Source organism: Streptomyces globisporus C-1027, assembly GCF_000261345.2.
GTDB classification, from domain to species: domain Bacteria; phylum Actinomycetota; class Actinomycetes; order Streptomycetales; family Streptomycetaceae; genus Streptomyces; species Streptomyces pakalii.
Map to the genome: position 1 here is coordinate 2,856,618 of NZ_CP013738.1, position 15,525 is coordinate 2,872,142.

17 protein-coding genes, 1 tRNA gene and 1 riboswitch are annotated in these 15,525 nt (G+C 70.0%); of the genes, 7 read left to right on the plus strand and 11 right to left on the minus strand.

Features of this window, described 5'->3' with window-relative positions; translation table 11 throughout:
- Positions 1-52 precede the first annotated feature (52 nt).
- Both WQO_RS12275 and WQO_RS12280 read right to left on the minus strand, forming a co-directional pair.
- Positions 53-934: an ABC transporter permease gene (locus tag WQO_RS12275; RefSeq protein WP_010062038.1), complete on the minus strand. Its 882-nt coding sequence runs from the start codon at positions 932-934 to the stop codon at positions 53-55.
- Positions 927-1,727, minus strand: coding sequence for an ABC transporter permease (locus WQO_RS12280; protein ID WP_010062039.1), 801 nt, complete (start codon positions 1,725-1,727; stop codon positions 927-929). Before WQO_RS12280 ends, WQO_RS12275 begins: the two co-directional genes overlap by 8 nt.
- A gap of 183 nt (positions 1,728-1,910) precedes the next feature.
- Between WQO_RS12280 and WQO_RS12285 the strand changes: the two genes are divergently transcribed.
- On the plus strand, positions 1,911-4,235 hold the full coding sequence (locus WQO_RS12285; RefSeq protein ID WP_010062040.1) for a transglycosylase domain-containing protein: 2,325 nt from the start codon (positions 1,911-1,913) through the stop codon (positions 4,233-4,235).
- Positions 4,236-4,266: 31 nt separating this feature from the next.
- Here the strand turns inward: WQO_RS12285 and WQO_RS12290 are convergent, their stop codons facing one another.
- The 3 genes from WQO_RS12290 to WQO_RS12300 all read right to left on the minus strand — a co-directional run bounded on the left by WQO_RS12290 (position 4,267) and on the right by WQO_RS12300 (position 5,471).
- Positions 4,267-4,587 (minus strand): DMT family transporter, encoded by a 321-nt coding sequence (locus tag WQO_RS12290; protein ID WP_006124859.1) that lies wholly within the window; start codon positions 4,585-4,587, stop codon positions 4,267-4,269.
- A gap of 39 nt (positions 4,588-4,626) precedes the next feature.
- Positions 4,627-4,685, minus strand: a riboswitch (guanidine-III (ykkC-III) riboswitch).
- A 56-nt stretch (positions 4,686-4,741) separates the two neighbouring features.
- Positions 4,742-5,044 carry a GroES family chaperonin gene (locus tag WQO_RS12295; RefSeq protein WP_042498713.1) on the minus strand — a complete coding sequence of 101 codons (303 nt, stop codon included), beginning with the start codon at positions 5,042-5,044 and terminating at the stop codon, positions 4,742-4,744.
- 112 nt (positions 5,045-5,156) lie between these two features.
- Positions 5,157-5,471 carry a DUF3618 domain-containing protein gene (locus WQO_RS12300; protein WP_010062043.1) on the minus strand — a complete coding sequence of 105 codons (315 nt, stop codon included), beginning with the start codon at positions 5,469-5,471 and terminating at the stop codon, positions 5,157-5,159.
- A 143-nt stretch (positions 5,472-5,614) separates the two neighbouring features.
- On the opposite strand from WQO_RS12300, the gene bcp reads away from it, so the two are divergent.
- From bcp to WQO_RS12315, 3 genes are all read left to right on the plus strand, one after another.
- Entirely contained in the window at positions 5,615-6,082 is a 468-nt protein-coding gene (bcp, locus tag WQO_RS12305) for a thioredoxin-dependent thiol peroxidase (protein WP_006124862.1), read from the plus strand.
- A 191-nt stretch (positions 6,083-6,273) separates the two neighbouring features.
- Positions 6,274-7,770 (plus strand): glycine betaine/L-proline transporter ProP, encoded by a 1,497-nt coding sequence (gene proP, locus WQO_RS12310; RefSeq protein ID WP_058953966.1) that lies wholly within the window; start codon positions 6,274-6,276, stop codon positions 7,768-7,770.
- A gap of 81 nt (positions 7,771-7,851) precedes the next feature.
- Positions 7,852-7,936 (plus strand) — tRNA-Leu (locus WQO_RS12315).
- 56 nt (positions 7,937-7,992) lie between these two features.
- Here the strand turns inward: WQO_RS12315 and rdgB are convergent.
- From rdgB to WQO_RS12335, 4 genes are all read right to left on the minus strand, one after another.
- Entirely contained in the window at positions 7,993-8,595 is a 603-nt protein-coding gene (gene rdgB / locus WQO_RS12320) for an RdgB/HAM1 family non-canonical purine NTP pyrophosphatase (protein WP_010062046.1), read from the minus strand.
- Between the two features lie 79 nt (positions 8,596-8,674).
- Entirely contained in the window at positions 8,675-9,064 is a 390-nt protein-coding gene (locus tag WQO_RS12325; RefSeq protein ID WP_010062048.1) for a hypothetical protein, read from the minus strand.
- A gap of 124 nt (positions 9,065-9,188) precedes the next feature.
- Positions 9,189-9,926 (minus strand): ribonuclease PH, encoded by a 738-nt coding sequence (rph, locus tag WQO_RS12330; RefSeq protein WP_010062049.1) that lies wholly within the window; start codon positions 9,924-9,926, stop codon positions 9,189-9,191.
- Positions 9,927-10,118: 192 nt separating this feature from the next.
- A complete protein-coding gene (locus tag WQO_RS12335) occupies positions 10,119-10,352 on the minus strand; it encodes a PTS sugar transporter subunit IIB (protein ID WP_010062050.1) in 234 nt (77 codons plus the stop codon).
- 218 nt (positions 10,353-10,570) lie between these two features.
- Here WQO_RS12335 and WQO_RS12340 point away from each other — a divergent pair, with 218 nt between their 5' ends.
- Entirely contained in the window at positions 10,571-11,830 is a 1,260-nt protein-coding gene (locus WQO_RS12340) for a PTS transporter subunit EIIC (protein ID WP_010062051.1), read from the plus strand.
- 262 nt (positions 11,831-12,092) lie between these two features.
- Positions 12,093-13,358, plus strand: coding sequence for a PTS transporter subunit EIIC (locus tag WQO_RS12345; protein ID WP_010062052.1), 1,266 nt, complete (start codon positions 12,093-12,095; stop codon positions 13,356-13,358).
- A gap of 91 nt (positions 13,359-13,449) precedes the next feature.
- On the opposite strand, the gene WQO_RS12350 is transcribed toward WQO_RS12345, so the two are convergent.
- Both WQO_RS12350 and WQO_RS12355 read right to left on the minus strand, forming a co-directional pair.
- Positions 13,450-13,959 carry a GNAT family N-acetyltransferase gene (locus tag WQO_RS12350; protein ID WP_010062054.1) on the minus strand — a complete coding sequence of 170 codons (510 nt, stop codon included), beginning with the start codon at positions 13,957-13,959 and terminating at the stop codon, positions 13,450-13,452.
- A gap of 40 nt (positions 13,960-13,999) precedes the next feature.
- Positions 14,000-14,752, minus strand: coding sequence for an MBL fold metallo-hydrolase (locus tag WQO_RS12355; protein WP_010062055.1), 753 nt, complete (start codon positions 14,750-14,752; stop codon positions 14,000-14,002).
- Between the two features lie 238 nt (positions 14,753-14,990).
- Between WQO_RS12355 and WQO_RS34990 the strand changes: the two genes are divergently transcribed.
- Entirely contained in the window at positions 14,991-15,509 is a 519-nt protein-coding gene (locus tag WQO_RS34990) for a type II toxin-antitoxin system PemK/MazF family toxin (protein WP_073821026.1), read from the plus strand.
- The last annotated feature ends 16 nt before the right edge of the window (positions 15,510-15,525 follow it).

A 15,525-nucleotide genomic window follows, 5' to 3' on the forward strand; every position in this document is an offset into this window, starting at 1 on the left:
TGGTCCCCGGGGTTCCTGTGGTCCCCCTGGCTCCCCTGCTTCCCGTGGTTTCTCAACTGCCCGTGCTCCGGTAGGACCTCAGGCCCGCCCGCCACGCCAGACCCGCGAGACCGCAGCAGCCCGCCGCGACGAGCGGCGGCAGGAACGCCACCCACTGCGGCAGATCCACCGGGTACTCCCGCCCCAGCACGTACAGCGCGGGCAGCCAGCTCGCGAAGGCCAGCGGCACCACGAACGTCACCCCGCGCACCAGGTCCTTCGCGAAGATGGTGGGCGGGTACTGGAGCAGCGTCGTCCCGCCGTACGTGAAGGAGTTCTGCACCTCCGAGGCGTCCTGCGCGACGAACTGGAACGCCGCTCCCGCGATGAAGATCGCCCCGAAGATCGCCGCCCCGCTGAGCACTGTCATCGGCAGCATCAGCATCTTCAGCGGCGTCCAGGCGATGTCGAGGGTGACGATCGCGTAGCCGAGCACCAACAGGCCCTGGGTGATCCGGCCCAGCCGGCGCAGCGCGAACCGGTCCGCCGCCACCTGTGCGAGCACCGGCACCGGGCGCACCAGCAGGGTGTCGAACGTTCCGTCCCGTACGCGCCCGCCGACCCGGTCCATCGATCCCAGCAGCAGGTCGCAGACCCCGAACGCCGTCGACGACAGGCCGTACAGCAGCGCGATCTCCGGCAGCGCGTAGCCGCCGAGCGCGTCGACGTGCGTGAACATCAGCAGGATCGTCACGAAGTCGAAGGCCGTCACCGCGAGGTTCCCGAACAGGGTCATGGCGAACGAGGCCCGGTACGCCATCGTCGAGCGCACCCACATCGCCATGATCAGCCCGTACGCCCGGACGCCTTCCAGCGGCCGGGGCCGGTCCTCGAAGGCGAAGCCGGCCGGCTCGCGTTCCTCGCCGTCGGCCCGTACCGCCACCGACTCAGCCACCCTGCACCACCACTCTCCTGGTCGCCGCGGTCTGCAGCAGCCGGCCCGCCCCGAGCAGCACGACCGCCCAGCCGGCCTGGAACACGTACGCCCCCACCAGCCCCCACCCGGTGTGCTTGCCGAGGAACACATCGGCCGGCACCTGGAGGAGCGAGGACCACGGCAGCGCCCGCGCCACCTCGCCCAGCAGCCCGGGGAACAGGTTCAGCGGCAGCAGCATCCCGGAGAAGAACAGCCCCGCCAGCATCGCCATCTGCATCGCCCCCGCGCCGTCGAGCAGCCAGAACGCCGACATCGCGACCAGATAGCGGATCGCGAAGCTGACCACGACACCCAGGAACACCGACAGCAGGAACGCCGGCCAGGTCCAGAGCGACCCGGGGAACGCCAGGTCGAAGGCGAGCGCCCCCAGGAACATCGGCGCCACCCCGCGCCCCAGCAGGTGGAACGCCGCCCGGCCCAGATCCGCCGCCAGCCACCACAGCTGGAGGTCGGCGGGCCGGTACAGGTCGACGGCGACGTCCCCCGTACGGATCCGCTCGACCAGCTCGCTCTCGAACCCACCGCCCATCAGGGCGCTGCTCATCAACAGGGCCTGGCCGAGCCAGACGTACGTCAGCGCCTGGGAGGTGTCGTAGCCGCCGAGCTGCGGACGTACGTCCCACAGGGCGATGTAGGTGTACGCCATGATGAAGCCGAAGACGGTGTTGGTGAACACTCCCGCCGCCGTCGCCGTCCGGTAGGTGGCGTAGCGCCGGAACCCGCCCGCCGCCACCACTGCGTACAGCCGCACGCCGCCCCCTCTCCCCCGCCACCGGCTCCCGGCACCAAAGCGCACGACCCTAGTCCACGCGTGAGGGCCGCGGCGACTCCTTTTCCACGACCGGAGGAGGGAACGAGACAGTAATAAACGCAGATTTCCTGATGAACCGGGCACTATGGGAGAACTGACCACGTCTCAGGAGCCCCCACCGACATGAGCGACGAGCCACAGAGCTGGGCCCCCCGCGACTCCTCGGGCGCGGGAGCCTCCCCCGGAAACGAGCGACCGACGGCATCCGGGGAGCGGCCCGGGCAGAAGCCCGGGAAGAAGGCCCGGCCCCGGCGCACCGGCTGGCGGCGCGCCGTCCCCACCTGGCGGATGACCCTCGGCACCCTCCTCGGCCTCGTCGTCCTCCTCGGCGCCGGAATCTTCGCCGCCTACCGGCTCGTCGACATCCCGGCCGCCAACGCGGCGGCCACCGCCCAGTCCAACGTCTACCTCTACAGCGACGGCAGCGTCATCGCCCGGGACGGCGATGTGAACCGGGAGAAGGTCAAGCTCTCCCAGGTCCCGCCGACCGTCCAGCACGCGGTCCTGGCCGCCGAGGACCGGGACTTCTACACCGACGACCGCGCCGTGGACGTGAAGGCGATGCTCCGGGCCGGCTGGAACACCGTCACCGGCAAGGGCAAACAGGGCGGCTCGACGATCACCCAGCAGTACGTGAAGAACTACTACCTCGGCCAGGAACGCACCGTCCTGCGCAAGGCCAAGGAAGCCATCATCGCGGTCAAGCTCAACCGCGAGGAGACCAAGGACCAGATCTTCGAGGGCTACCTCAACACCAGCTACTTCGGGCGCAACGCGTACGGCATCCAGGCCGCCGCCCAGGCCTACTACGGCAAGAACGTCGAGGAGCTCACCACCGCCGAAGGCGCGTACCTCGCCTCCCTGCTGAACGCCCCCAGCGCCTACGACGTCATCGCCCACCCCGGCAACAGGCCCGCGGCCCAGCGCCGCTGGAACTACGTTCTCAACGGCATGGTCAAGGAAGGCTGGCTCACCGCCGCCGAACGGGCGACAACGCGGTTCCCCACCCCCGGCGAGGCCAAACCGTCGAACGGGCTCTCGGGGCAGCGCGGCTACATCGTGCAGGCCGTCGAGGACTACCTGAACCGGCGCGGCATCCTCGACGCGAAGACCCTCGCCACCGGCGGCTACCGCATCACCACCACCCTCGACAAGGCCAAGCAGGACGCCTTCGTCAAAGCGGTCGCCGACAACGTGACGGCCAAGACCAGCGCCGACCGCGCCGCCGACCGCAACGTCCGCGTCGGCGGCGCCTCGATCGTCCCGAAGACCGGGGAGGTCGTCGCCCTGTACGGCGGCATCGACTACACGAAGCAGTACGTCAGCAACGCGACCCGCCGCGACTACCAGGTCGGCTCCGTCTTCAAGCCGTTCGTCCTCGCCTCCGCCGTCGTCAACGACTCCACCACCCAGGACGGCCGGCGCATCACGCCCAACACCGTCTACGACGGCACCAACAAGCGCACGGTCGTCGGCGTGCAGGGGTCCACCGACTACGCCCCCGCCAACGAGGACGACGTCGACTACGGCGACATCACCGTACGCATCGCCACCGACAAGTCCGTCAACTCCGTCTACGCCCAGATGGCGCAGGACGTCGGCCCCGCGAAGGTCCGGGACACCGCGATCGCCCTCGGCATCCCCGCCGACACCCCCGACCTCACCGCCGCCCCCTCCATCGCGCTCGGCACCGCCAACGCCAGCGTCCTCGACATGGCCGAGGCGTACGCCACCCTGGCCGACCACGGCCGGCACGGCAGGTACGTCCTCGTCGAGAAGGTCACCAAGGACGGCGCGGAGATCGGCCTCCCCGAACGCACCACCGACCAGGCCGTCAGCCGCGAGGCCGCCGACACCACCACCGCCGTCCTGCGCAGCGTCGTGGAGGGCGGCACCGGCACCGCGGCCCAGGCGGTGGGCCGCCCGGCCGTCGGCAAGACCGGCACCGCGGAGGAGGACCGGGCCGCCTGGTTCGCCGGCTACACCCCGGACCTCGCGAGCGTCGTCGCCGTGATGGGCCAGAACCCGGACACGGGCGCCCAGACCCCGCTCTACGGAGCCCTCGGCCTGTCCCGCGTCAACGGCGGCGGCGCCCCGGCCGAGACCTGGGCCGCCTATACGGAAGCGGCGCTGCGCTCGTCCCCGGCCCAGGAGTTCGACCTGCGGCCGGCCCCGGGCTCGGACGAGGGGGACGAGCTCCTGATCGACGAGAACGCCGACGGGGGCACGGACCCGTCCTCCTCACCGGACCCCGACGCCAGCCCGGACAGCACGTCCGACACCACCCCCGACGGCACCCCGGACGGCAGCGCCCCGCCCGACTCCGGCACGAGCACCGGCGGCAACACCGACGGGAGCACCGGCGGGAGCACCGACGGGAGCACCGGCGGCGGCACGACGGGCGGGGCAGACGAGGGAGCGGTGTCCGTTCCGGACGGAAACGGCTAGGGCCTGCCCGGAACGGACAGGCCCTGGGGCCTCAGTGCCCCGAGGTCGCCTTCAGGCCGACCACGGCCACCAGCAGCAGACAGACGAAGAAGATCCGGGCGGCGGTCACCGGCTCGTTCAGCACGACCATGCCCAGGATCGCCGCACCGGCCGCGCCGATCCCGACCCACACGCCGTACGCCGTACCGATCGGCAGCGTCTTCGCCGCATGCGACAGCAGCACCATGCTCGCCACGATCCCGAGGCCGGTGAACACGCTCGGCCACAGCCGGGTGAACCCCTCGGTGTACTTCATCCCGATCGACCAGCCCACTTCGAGCAGACCGGCGACGACCAGCAGAACCCACGCCATGACAGAACCTCCGACGACGAACACACGGACAACTTCACGGGTGCGTCGTCTTTGCCAACCCGGTACGGCGCGTCTCGTCGGGGTGGTTCCACCGTAGCAAAAAACGGGGAAAGGGCCTGGTGACACCGGTCACCAGGCCCTGAACAGCGCGGTTCTACAGATACAGCCCGGTCGAATCCACCGACCCCTCGAACCGGTCGGCGGCCACCGCGTGCAGATCGCGCTCCCGCATCAGGACGTACGCCACGCCCCGCACCTCGACCTCGGCCCGGTCCTCGGGGTCGTACAGCACCCGGTCGCCGGGCTCCACCGTCCGCACGTTCTGCCCGACCGCCACGACGACGGCCCAGGCCAGCCGACGGCCCACCGCGGCCGTCGCCGGGATCAGGATGCCGCCGCCGGAACGCCGCTCGCCCTCGGACGCGTCGTTCCGCACGAGCACGCGGTCGTGCAGCATGCGGATGGGAAGCTTGTCGTCGTGCGGGGCGCCGGGGGCGCCGGGGGTGGTGTTCTCGCTCACGCCCGCAACCTACCTGCCGGGGCCCGGACCGTACGCCGCCGGGTCCGGATCACGCGCGGCGCTTCGACAAGGTGAGCAGCCCCACCACGCCGACCACCAGCAGCGCCGCGGGGATCACCCGCTCCAGCCGCGGCGAGCCGTCCTCCGCGACGAACTGGGCCTTCACCTCCGACACCGAGCGGTTCACCGCGACGAAGGCGCGGCCGGCCGTCCGGTCCACGGTCTGGGCCGCCTTCGCCTTGGCATCGCCGATGATCGTCTTCGGGTGTACGCGCACCCCGATCTCGTCGAGCACCACAGCGAGCTGCTCACGCCTGCTGATGATGTCCGCCTCGATCTGCGCAGGGGTCCTGGCATCCGACACTGCGCCGCCTCCGTGGTCGTCGTCCGTTGAACCTTCGTCTGAAACCTTCGTCGACAGTCTGTCAGCTCGAACCTCCGCACACCCGGCGGCACCCCTATTACCCTCGGTCCCGTCCGACCAGCGCACCACCCGAGGAGAACCACATGAGCGAGCGACTGAAGCCCGGCGACACCGCTCCCGCCTTCACCCTTCCCGACGCCGACGGCAACGAGGTGTCGCTCGCCGACCACAAGGGCCGCAAGGTCATCGTGTACTTCTACCCGGCCGCTCTTACCCCCGGATGCACCAAGCAGGCCTGCGACTTCACGGACAACCTCGACCTCCTGGCGAACGCCGGATACGACGTCATCGGCGTCTCCCCCGACAAGCCGGAGAAGCTCGCGAAGTTCCGCGACACGGAGAACCTCAAGGTCACCCTGGTGGGCGACCCGGCGAAGGAAACTTTGGCGGCGTACGGCGCCTTCGGCGAGAAGAAGCTCTACGGCAAAGTGGTGACGGGCGTGATCCGCTCCACCGTCGTCGTCGACGAGGACGGCAAGGTCGAGCACGCGTTCTACAACGTGAAGGCGACCGGGCACGTGGCGAAGATCATCAGGGACCTGGGCATCTGACGGCCCCCTGGGACACCCCCCGAGACACTCTCTGGGACACCCCCGACACCCCCGCCCCTCACACGATCCCGACACCTCGGTGTGTCGAGATCGTGTGAGGGAGATCGCATCGACCCATGAAGTCGGTTTGCGGCCGTCAACTCTGCGCAGAAGCCTTTCCTGGAACACCCTTCGAGGAAAGGACCCCGGCCATGGCGGCCTCCGACCCCCAGCAGGCGGCCGACCCAGCAGCGGTCAAGCGCCACCCCGCGCTCTTCCGGGCCATCCGGAAGCGCCAGAACCCGCGGCTGCGCCGGACGGACATCACGGTCACGGACGACGCCGCGGTGAAGCGGGCCGTGAAGGCCGCCTCCCTGGGTAACGCCATGGAGTGGTTCGACTTCGGGATCTACTCCTACCTGGCCGTGACCATCGGCCACGTCTTCTTCCCGTCCGGGAACGACACCACGCAGCTGCTGTCCTCCTTCGCGACCTTCGCGGTGGCCTTCCTGGTGCGGCCGCTCGGCGGGATGTTCTTCGGCCCGATGGGAGACAAGGTCGGCCGCAAGAAGGTCCTCGCGCTGACGATGATCCTGATGGCGGTCGGCACGTTCGCGATCGGCCTGATCCCCTCGCACGACACGATCGGCGTCTGGGCCGCGGTCCTGCTGATCTTCTTCCGGATGCTCCAGGGCTTCTCGACGGGCGGTGAGTACGGCGGCGCGTCGACGTTCATCGCGGAGTACGCCCCCGACAAGCGGCGCGGCTTCTTCGGCAGCTTCCTGGAGTTCGGAACCCTGGCGGGCTACGTCGGCGCGGCGGGCCTGGTAACAGCCCTGTACGCCCTCCTGAACGACGCCCAGATGGAGGCCTGGGGGTGGCGGATCCCGTTCCTCGTCGCGGGCCCGCTGGGCCTGGTCGGCCTCTACCTGCGGCTGAAGCTGGACGAGACCCCGGCCTTCCAGAAGCTGGAGGGCGGCACCGCGCACGCGAGCGAGGCGGCGGACGGCGTCGAGGCCACGGCCAAGGGCGACCTGGCGAAGATCTTCCGGCAGTACTGGCCGACGCTGATCCTCTGCATCTGCCTGGTCGGCGCGTACAACATCACCGACTACATGCTGCTGTCGTACATGCCGACGTACCTCTCCGACGAGCTGGGCTACAGCGAGACGCACGGGCTGCTGATCCTGCTGGCGGTGATGGTGTTTCTGATGCTGATCATCAGCCAGGTCGGCAAGCTCTCCGACCGCTTCGGCCGCAAGCCGCTGCTGATGGCCGGAATGCTCGGCTTCCTCTTCCTCTCCCTCCCCGCCTTCCTCCTGATCCGGGTCGACGGCATCCTCCCGATCACGATCGGCATGCTGATGCTGGGCCTCTCGCTGGTCTGCATGCTGGGCACGATGTCGGCGGCCCTCCCGGCCCTGTTCCCGACGAACGTCCGCTACGGCTCCCTGTCGGTCGGCTACAACCTCTCCGCGTCGATCTTCGGCGGAACGACCCCGCTGGTGATCACGGCCCTGATCAGCTGGACCGGCTCCAACCTGATGCCGGCGTACTACGCGATGGCGGCGGCCCTGATCGGCGTGATCGCGGTGGCCTGCATGAAGGAGACCGCCCAGCAGCCGCTGATCGGCTCCCCGCCGTCGGTGGAGACGGACGAGGAGGCGGCGGAACTGGTCCAGGCGCAGGCGCCTGAGCCGAAGTTCTGAGGGCGGCCCGTTCCGTCCGTCCCTCGCGAGGAAATCTCATGCCGCCTCAGCCATCCGGCCCGGTACGATGACATGCGTCTGGCGGCGGTGGTGCAACTGGCGACACAGCAGACTTAGGATCTGTGGCCCGTGAAACGGCTTGAGGGTTCGAATCCCTTCCGCCGCACCGAGAACGGCCTGCGCATCGAAGCACTGATGCGCAGGCCGTCTCCCGTCTCCGGCCTATCCCACCAACTCCCGCACCACCGGCACCAACGCCCGGAACGCCTTCCCCCGGTGGCTGATCGCGTTCTTCTCCGCCGGGGTCAGCTCCGCGCAGGTGCGGGTCTCGCCCTCCGGCTGGAGGATCGGGTCGTAGCCGAAGCCGTTGGCGCCCGACGGGGTGGGGCGGAGGATGCCGTTCAGGCGGCCCTCGACCACGCGTTCCGTGCCGTCGGGGAGGGCCAGGGCCGCGGCGCAGGCGAAGTAGGCGCCCCGGTGCGGGGTGTCGATGTCGCCGAGCTGGGCCAGGAGCAGGTTGAGGTTGGCTTCGTCGTCGCCGTGGGTACCGGACCAGCGGGCCGAGAAGATGCCGGGGGCGCCGCCGAGGACGTCCACGCAGAGGCCGGAGTCGTCGGCGACGGCCGGGTGGCCCGTGGCGCGGGCCAGGGCGTGGGCCTTGAGGAGCGCGTTCTCGGCGAAGGTGACGCCGGTCTCCTTGACGTCGGGGATGTCGGGGTACGCGTCCGCGCCGACGAGGTCGAGGTCGAGTCCCGCGTCGGCGAGGATGGCGTGGAGTTCGGTGATTTTCCCGGCGTTGCGGGTGGCGAGGATCAGGCGCTTCATGGGGCGATTATCGCCGGGCCGGCGCTGTGGACGCTTCGGCCGACCCGGTCCCCTCTCCCCTTCCCGTGGGCCTGTGTTCTTACGGGCTGCAGACCTTGCCGATCTCCGTCGCCGCGTCCGTCACCGGGGTGATGTCAGGGGTGGCGTCGCCCGCCTCGATGGAGGTGCGGACCTCCGTGACGCCCGCCTGGAGGTCGTCGACGGCCTTGGAGAGGTCGGCGTTGTCCGTGGTGTCGTCGAGCTTCTTCAGCTCGCGGTCGATCTCGTCCAGGGACTCGGAGGCCTGGGTGATGTCCTCGGAGGCGTTGGAGACGGCCTGCTGGAGCTTGTTGACGCTGGTGGCGATGGCGTCGGCGGTGCGGACGCAGTCGAGCGCCTTGTCGAGGCCGGCGCAGCCCACTGCCGTGGTCAGCGTCAGCAGGGCGGCGGCGGTGGCGAGGGCGATACGTCGGTGGCGGCGCGAAGCCATGGTGCGGTTCCTCCCCGGGGGGTCGGTACGTGGACGGACGCACGGTTCGACCCGTGCGTCCGTATCCGTAACGACGCTCTGTGGTGCGTATTTGGTTGCTTCTTTACCCGAGGGGGGCGAGTCGCTACGCGTTCTGCGTGGTTGCGAGTGCGTCACGCTGGAGTGCGGCGAGGTCGACGCAGCCCGCGGTGGCCAGGTCCAGGAGGGAGCCCAGTTCCTTGCGGTCGAAGGGGGCGCCCTCGGCGGTGCCCTGGACCTCGACGAAGCGGCCGTCGCCCGTGCAGACGACGTTCATGTCGGTCTCGGCGCGGACGTCCTCCTCGTAGCAGAGGTCGAGGAGCGGGGTGCCGTCGACGATGCCGACGCTGATGGCGGCGACGGTGTCGGTGAGCGGCTTGCGGCCGGCCTTGACGATCTTCTTGCCCTGGGCCCAGGTGACGGCGTCGGCGAGGGCGACGTACGCCCCGGTGATGGCGGCGGTACGGGTGCCTCCGTCGGCCTGGAGGACGTCGCAGTCCAGGACGATGGTGTTCTCGCCGAGCGCCTTGTAGTCGATGACGGCGCGGAGCGAACGGCCGATCAGGCGGCTGATCTCGTGGGTGCGGCCGCCGATCTTGCCGCGTACGGCTTCGCGGTCGCCGCGGGTGTTGGTGGAGCGGGGCAGCATGGAGTATTCGGCGGTGACCCAGCCCTCGCCGCTGCCCTTGCGCCAGCGCGGGACGCCTTCGGTGACGGAGGCGGTGCAGAAGACTTTGGTGTCGCCGAAGGAGATGAGGACTGAGCCTTCGGCGTGCTTGCTCCAGCCGCGTTCGATGGTGACGGGGCGGAGCTGTTCGGGGGTGCGGCCGTCGATGCGAGACATGGGGCCGACTTTATCCGTTGGCGGGGGTGGCTCCGTTCGGGTGCGGTGAGCCCGGGGGCGGAGGGGGCGCGGGCGTGGCCGTCGCCGTCCGGGTGCGCCGCAGGCCCCGTCCCCTGCGATGGGGGTACGGGGCCTGCGGGTGCGGGCGCCTCGCGGAGGCGGGGCCGCGGGGTCCGGCGTGGGGTCAGCCGGTCACATCATGTCTTCGATGTCGGCGGCGATGGGGTCCGCGTCGGTGCCGATGACGACCTGGATCGCGGTGCCCATCTTGACGACGCCGTGGGCGCCGGCGGCCTTGAGGGCGGCTTCGTCGACCTTGCTGGGGTCGTGGACCTCGGTGCGGAGGCGGGTGATGCAGCCTTCGATCTCGTCGATGTTGTCGATGCCGCCGAGTCCGGCGACGATCTTCTCAGCCTTGGTGGCCATGTCCTTCTCCCTGTTTCGCGCGCAGACGGCCGCCCGCTGCGGGCCGTTTCGTCACGGTAACGCACGGTTGGCCCAACTTCGCGGGCGGGTAACCGGACGATCCCGAAAGATGACGATCACCGGTTCCCTGCCTTCAGGGCGGGGCTCGGGCCGTGACGCAACTGGTCTACACCAGTTTGCAACGACCGCCAAACGCGAAGTGTTCCGGGAGGACGCCCATGAGTGCGAGCGCCGCTGCGGCATCGCAGCAGAAATGGTGGAACGGACCGGTCCAGGGCCTCCAGAAGGTCGGGCGCAGCCTGCAGCTCCCCGTGGCCGTCCTCCCCGCCGCCGGTCTGCTCGTCAGCCTCGGCAACCTGTTCGCCTCCTATCTGCACGGCGCCTTCTGGGAGAAGACCTCCAAGGTCCTGCTCAACGGCGGCGGCGCGATCCTCGACGGCGAGCTCGGCCTGCCCCTGCTGTTCTGCATCGGCGTCGCCATCGGCTTCGCGAAGAAGGCGGACGGGTCCACCGCACTGGCGGCGGTCGTCGGCTTCCTCGTCTACCGGGGGGTGCTGACCGCCTTCCCCATCGACGGCACCGTGACCGACGAGCTGCCGACCGGGGAGCCGCAGAACCCGGGCGTGCTCGGCGGCATCCTGATCGGCCTGCTGACCGCCGTCGTCTGGCAGCGCTACCACCGGACCAAGCTGGTCGACTGGCTGGGCTTCTTCAACGGGCGGCGCCTGGTGCCGATCCTGATGGCGTTCCTCTGCGTGATCCTCGGCGTCCTGTTCGGGCTGTTGTGGCAGCCGGTGGGCGACGGGCTGACCTGGTTCTCCAAGCAGCTGATCGACCTCGGCTCCTGGGGTGCGGCGATCTTCGGCTTCGCGAACCGGCTGCTGATCCCGATCGGCATGCACCAGTTCCTGAACACGTTCTTCTGGTTCCAGGCGGGCGAGTTCACCGGAACGGACGGCCAGACCGTGCAGGGCGACATCTCCCGGTTCTTCGCGGGGGACCCGTCGGCCGGCCAGTTCACCTCGGGCTTCTTCCCGATCATGATGTTCGGCCTGCCCGCCGCCGCTCTGGCCATCACCCACTGCGCGCGGCCCGAGCGCCGCAAGGAGGTCGGTGGCCTGATGGTCTCGGTGGCGCTGACGTCGTTCGTCACGGGCGTGACCGAGCCGATCGAGTTCTCGTTCATGTTCGTCGCGCCGCTGCTGTACGGCGTGCACGCGGTGCTGACGGGCGCCTCGATGGGCATCACCTGGCTGCTGGGGGTGCATGCGGGGTTCAGCTTCTCGGCCGGGTTGATCGACTACGTCGTCAACTGGCATCTGGATACGAAACCCTGGCTGATCATCCCGATCGGCGCGTGCTTCGCCGTGATCTACTACGTGATCTTCCGCTTCGCGATCACCAAGTTCGACCTCAAGACACCGGGGCGCGAACCCGAGGAGATCGAGAAGGAGATCGAGCAGGATCTGACGAAGTAGCAGCACACCGGGGCTATGCCCCCGGCCCCGCAAGGCCCTCGGACCGCCCGGTCCGGGGGCCTTCGGCATGTCACCTAACGTATCGCGTCTGCTACTGCGAATGAGATAGGGAATTGAAGGTTCCTTATCTAACCCTCACCGTGCTAAAACTGGTCTACACCACTGAGTGGTCCAGACCACGGCGCTCTGCCGCAGGGTCTGTCGAGTCGCCGCCTCCCCGCATCAACGACCTGGGCGGCACCGTGTCCCATGGAGGAAGTTGATGACCACGGCTGAGACCGCACCCGCGGCCGAGAAGAAGAAGGGCGCTGCCGTGATGGCGGTCATGCAGCGCATCGGCCGCAGCCTCATGCTGCCGGTCGCCGTGCTGCCGGCCGCCGCGCTCCTGGTCCGCCTCGGCGACAGTGACATGCTGGGCCGCGAGTCGTTCCCGACCTTCATCACGAAGCTCGCCGGCTACATGGCCGCGGGTGGCGGCGCGCTCCTCGACAACATGGCGCTGCTGTTCGCCGTCGGCATCGCGATCGGCTTCGCGAAGAAGTCGGACGGCTCGACCGCCCTCGCGGCCGTCACCGGTTACCTGGTCTTCAAGAACGTGCTGGCCACGTTCACGGACCCGAACCTGGACAAGGTGGCCGAGGTCGTCGACGGCAAGATCGTGATGACGGAGGCGCCGGTGGACGCCAAGGTCCTCGGCGGTGTCGTGATGGGCATCGTCGTGGCCCTGCTCTACCAGAAGTTCTACCGGACCAAGCTGCCCGACTGGGCCGGCTTCTTCAGCGGCCGGCGCCTGGTCCCGATCCTCTCGGCCCTCGCGGGTCTGGTCATCGGCATCGTCTTCGGTCTGATCTGGCCGGTCCTCGGCGCGGGTCTGCACAACTTCGGCGAGTGGCTCGTCGGCTCGGGCGCGGTCGGCGCGGGCATCTTCGGTGTCGCCAACCGTGCGCTGATCCCGGTCGGCATGCACCACCTGCTGAACTCCTTCCCGTGGTTCCAGGCGGGCGAGTACAACGGCAAGAACGGCGACATCGCCCGGTTCCTGGAGGGCGACCCAACCGCCGGACAGTTCATGACCGGCTTCTTCCCGATCATGATGTTCGCCCTCCCGGCGGCCTGCCTCGCGATCGTCCACTGCGCCCGCCCCGAGCGCCGCAAGGTCGTCGGCGGCATGATGTTCTCCCTCGCGCTGACCTCGTTCGTCACCGGTGTGACCGAGCCGATCGAGTTCACGTTCATGTTCATCGCCCCGGTGCTGTACGCGATCCACGCGGTGCTGACCGGTGTGTCCATGGCCCTGACCTGGGCCCTCGGCATGAAGGACGGCTTCGGCTTCTCGGCCGGTCTGGTCGACTTCGGGCTGAACCTGGGCATCGCCACCAAGCCCTGGCTGCTGGTCCTGGTCGGCCTCTGCTTCGCGGTGGTCTACTACGTGATCTTCCGGTTCGCGATCATCAAGTTCAACATCCCGACCCCGGGCCGGGAGTCGGACGAGGAGCTCGCCGAGCTCCAGAAGGCCGAGGCGAAGTAGCCTCCGGCACCGGCGTCGTACGCCGAAGCCCCCGCCACCCGAGATGTTCTCCGGGGGGCGGGGGCTTCGGTCCGTCTGCCGTACGGTCGCCTCACACCTGGCGTACGGGAACGGGCACGTCGAGCCGGTAGATCTGGCGGGAGCCGCCCTCCGGACCGGGGTCGGTGGGCGCGCCGGGCGCGAAGCCGAGCTTCTCGTAGAAGGCCCGGGCCCCGCTCTCCACCGCCCCAGGATGGTCGGGCCCGAAGGTGACCACCTCGACGGTGCCGGGCCCACTGACGTACCGGAGCATCGCCTCCGCCATCAGCCGCCGGCCCACGCCCGCGCCCCGGCAGTGTGCGGCGGTGACGAGCCAGTGCACGTGGTACGTGGGCGGGTCGGCGCCGAACAGCAGGCCGCCGACCGGGCGGGAGGCCCCGGCGGAGGGGGCGGCGGGCTCCGTGGCCTCGGCGATCAGCGCCGCCCCGGTACGGATGTGGGCCTCCACCGCCCGGTGGAAGCCCGGCTCCTCGACCATCGGGCCGAACCAGTGCTCGACCTGGGCGGCCAGGGTCAGGAAGCCGTCGAGGTCGCCGTCCCGGGCGGGTCTGATCGTGATCATCCGGGCAGTCTCGCAGAGCCGCCCGGCCCCGGCCGCCGGCTCAGAGCTCGTACACCGCTCCCGGGACCGCCAGCTCCACCGGGCCCGGGTAGGCCGCACGGGCGTCGGCGGCGTTGCGGTCGGCGTCGGTCCACGGCGGGATGTGGGTGAGGACCAGCCGGCGCGCTCCGGCACGGGCGGCCGCCTCCCCGGCCTCGCGGCCGTTGAGGTGCAGGTCGGGGATGTCCTCCTTGCCGTCGACGAACGACGCCTCGCAGAGGAAGAGGTCCACGTCCCGCGCCAGGTCCTCCAGTGCCTCGCAGGTCCCCGTGTCGCCGGAGTAGGCGAGGGAGGAGCCGCCGTGCTCGATGCGGATGCCGAAGGTGTCGACGGGGTGGCAGAGCTTCTCCGTACGGACCGAGAACGGGCCGATCTCGAAGGAACCCGACTTGAGGGTGTGGAAGTCGAAGACCTCGCCCATCGCCCGGTCGGAGGGGGTGTCGCCGTGGGCGGCGGTCAGCCGCTGCTCGGTGCCCTCGGGGCCGTAGACCGGGAGAGGGCGGGGGCGGTCGCCGCCGTGCGGGTAGTAGCGCACGACGAAGTACGCGCACATGTCGATGCAGTGGTCGGCGTGCAGATGGCTGAGGAAGATCGCGTCGAGGTCGTAGAGACCGACGTGGCGCTGCAGCTCGCCGAGGGCGCCGTTGCCCATGTCGAGGAGCAGCCGGAAGCCGTCGGCCTCTACGAGGTAGCTCGAGCATGCCGAACCCTTGGACGGGAACGAGCCGGAGCAGCCGACGACGGTGAGCTTCATGGAGCGTGAACCTCCGGGGCGCGGGAACGGGAGGGTTCGTGCGAGACCGCCGGAGCCTGGTGTCGGTTCCTGCGGGATCGGTTTTGCGGTTCGTCGAGCGTAAGGCGCGAAACTCCACGTCGCTCCTCCGCTGCCCTCCGTTGTGGGGGAACTCACCTGCTCTGTCACCGGTTCGATGGAAGCGCGCCCACGGTCCGGGCCTCGGGGGCGCTCTTCGCCCCGCCGGTACGGTCGGGGGATGAACACGATCTGGTGGGTGGCGCTGGTCGCCGTGGTTCTGCTCGCGCTCGTCGCCGCGGTGGTGGACGGCCGGGGACGGTCGGACCGGGGGCCGAGGTCCCGACGGCCGGGTCGGCCCGCGGGGTCGGCCCGGCCGCCGTCCCGGCCTTCGCGGCCGTCTTCGTCGTCGCGGCCTTCGGGGCCGGATGGACGGGTGCCGCGGGCGGGCGAGGTGTGGTGGGCCGATGTGCCGTACGAGGACGGGCCCGGGTCGAAGGACCGGCCGTGCCTGGTGATCTCGGTACGGGGGCGGGGCCGGGGGCGTACGGCGCTGGTCGCGAAGATCACCAGCAAGCATCACGAGGAGCGGCCCGGGGTGATCGCGTTGCCGGCCGGCACGGTCGGGGACCGGCGGGGGCGGCAGAGCTTCCTGGAGACGGATGAGCTGCGGGAGGTGCGGATCGCCTCGTTCCGGCGGCGGGTGGGGGCGGTGGATCCGGGGGTGTGGGAGCGCGTGCGCAAGCTGGGGGCGAGGTGAGGGCGGGGCCCTTCGG

Coding starts and splice junctions, on each gene's coding strand:
- WQO_RS12285 (WP_010062040.1), top strand. CDS start 1,911: ATGAGCGACGAGCCACAGAGCTGGGCCCCCCGCGACTCCTCGGGCGCG.
- WQO_RS12290 (WP_006124859.1), bottom strand. CDS start 4,587: ATGGCGTGGGTTCTGCTGGTCGTCGCCGGTCTGCTCGAAGTGGGCTGG.
- WQO_RS12295 (WP_042498713.1), bottom strand. CDS start 5,044: ATGCTGCACGACCGCGTGCTCGTGCGGAACGACGCGTCCGAGGGCGAG.
- bcp (WP_006124862.1), top strand. CDS start 5,615: ATGAGCGAGCGACTGAAGCCCGGCGACACCGCTCCCGCCTTCACCCTT.
- proP (WP_058953966.1), top strand. CDS start 6,274: ATGGCGGCCTCCGACCCCCAGCAGGCGGCCGACCCAGCAGCGGTCAAG.
- rdgB (WP_010062046.1), bottom strand. CDS start 8,595: ATGAAGCGCCTGATCCTCGCCACCCGCAACGCCGGGAAAATCACCGAA.
- WQO_RS12325 (WP_010062048.1), bottom strand. CDS start 9,064: ATGGCTTCGCGCCGCCACCGACGTATCGCCCTCGCCACCGCCGCCGCC.
- rph (WP_010062049.1), bottom strand. CDS start 9,926: ATGTCTCGCATCGACGGCCGCACCCCCGAACAGCTCCGCCCCGTCACC.
- WQO_RS12335 (WP_010062050.1), bottom strand. CDS start 10,352: ATGGCCACCAAGGCTGAGAAGATCGTCGCCGGACTCGGCGGCATCGAC.
- WQO_RS12340 (WP_010062051.1), top strand. CDS start 10,571: ATGAGTGCGAGCGCCGCTGCGGCATCGCAGCAGAAATGGTGGAACGGA.
- WQO_RS12345 (WP_010062052.1), top strand. CDS start 12,093: ATGACCACGGCTGAGACCGCACCCGCGGCCGAGAAGAAGAAGGGCGCT.
- WQO_RS12350 (WP_010062054.1), bottom strand. CDS start 13,959: ATGATCACGATCAGACCCGCCCGGGACGGCGACCTCGACGGCTTCCTG.
- WQO_RS12355 (WP_010062055.1), bottom strand. CDS start 14,752: ATGAAGCTCACCGTCGTCGGCTGCTCCGGCTCGTTCCCGTCCAAGGGT.
- WQO_RS34990 (WP_073821026.1), top strand. CDS start 14,991: ATGAACACGATCTGGTGGGTGGCGCTGGTCGCCGTGGTTCTGCTCGCG.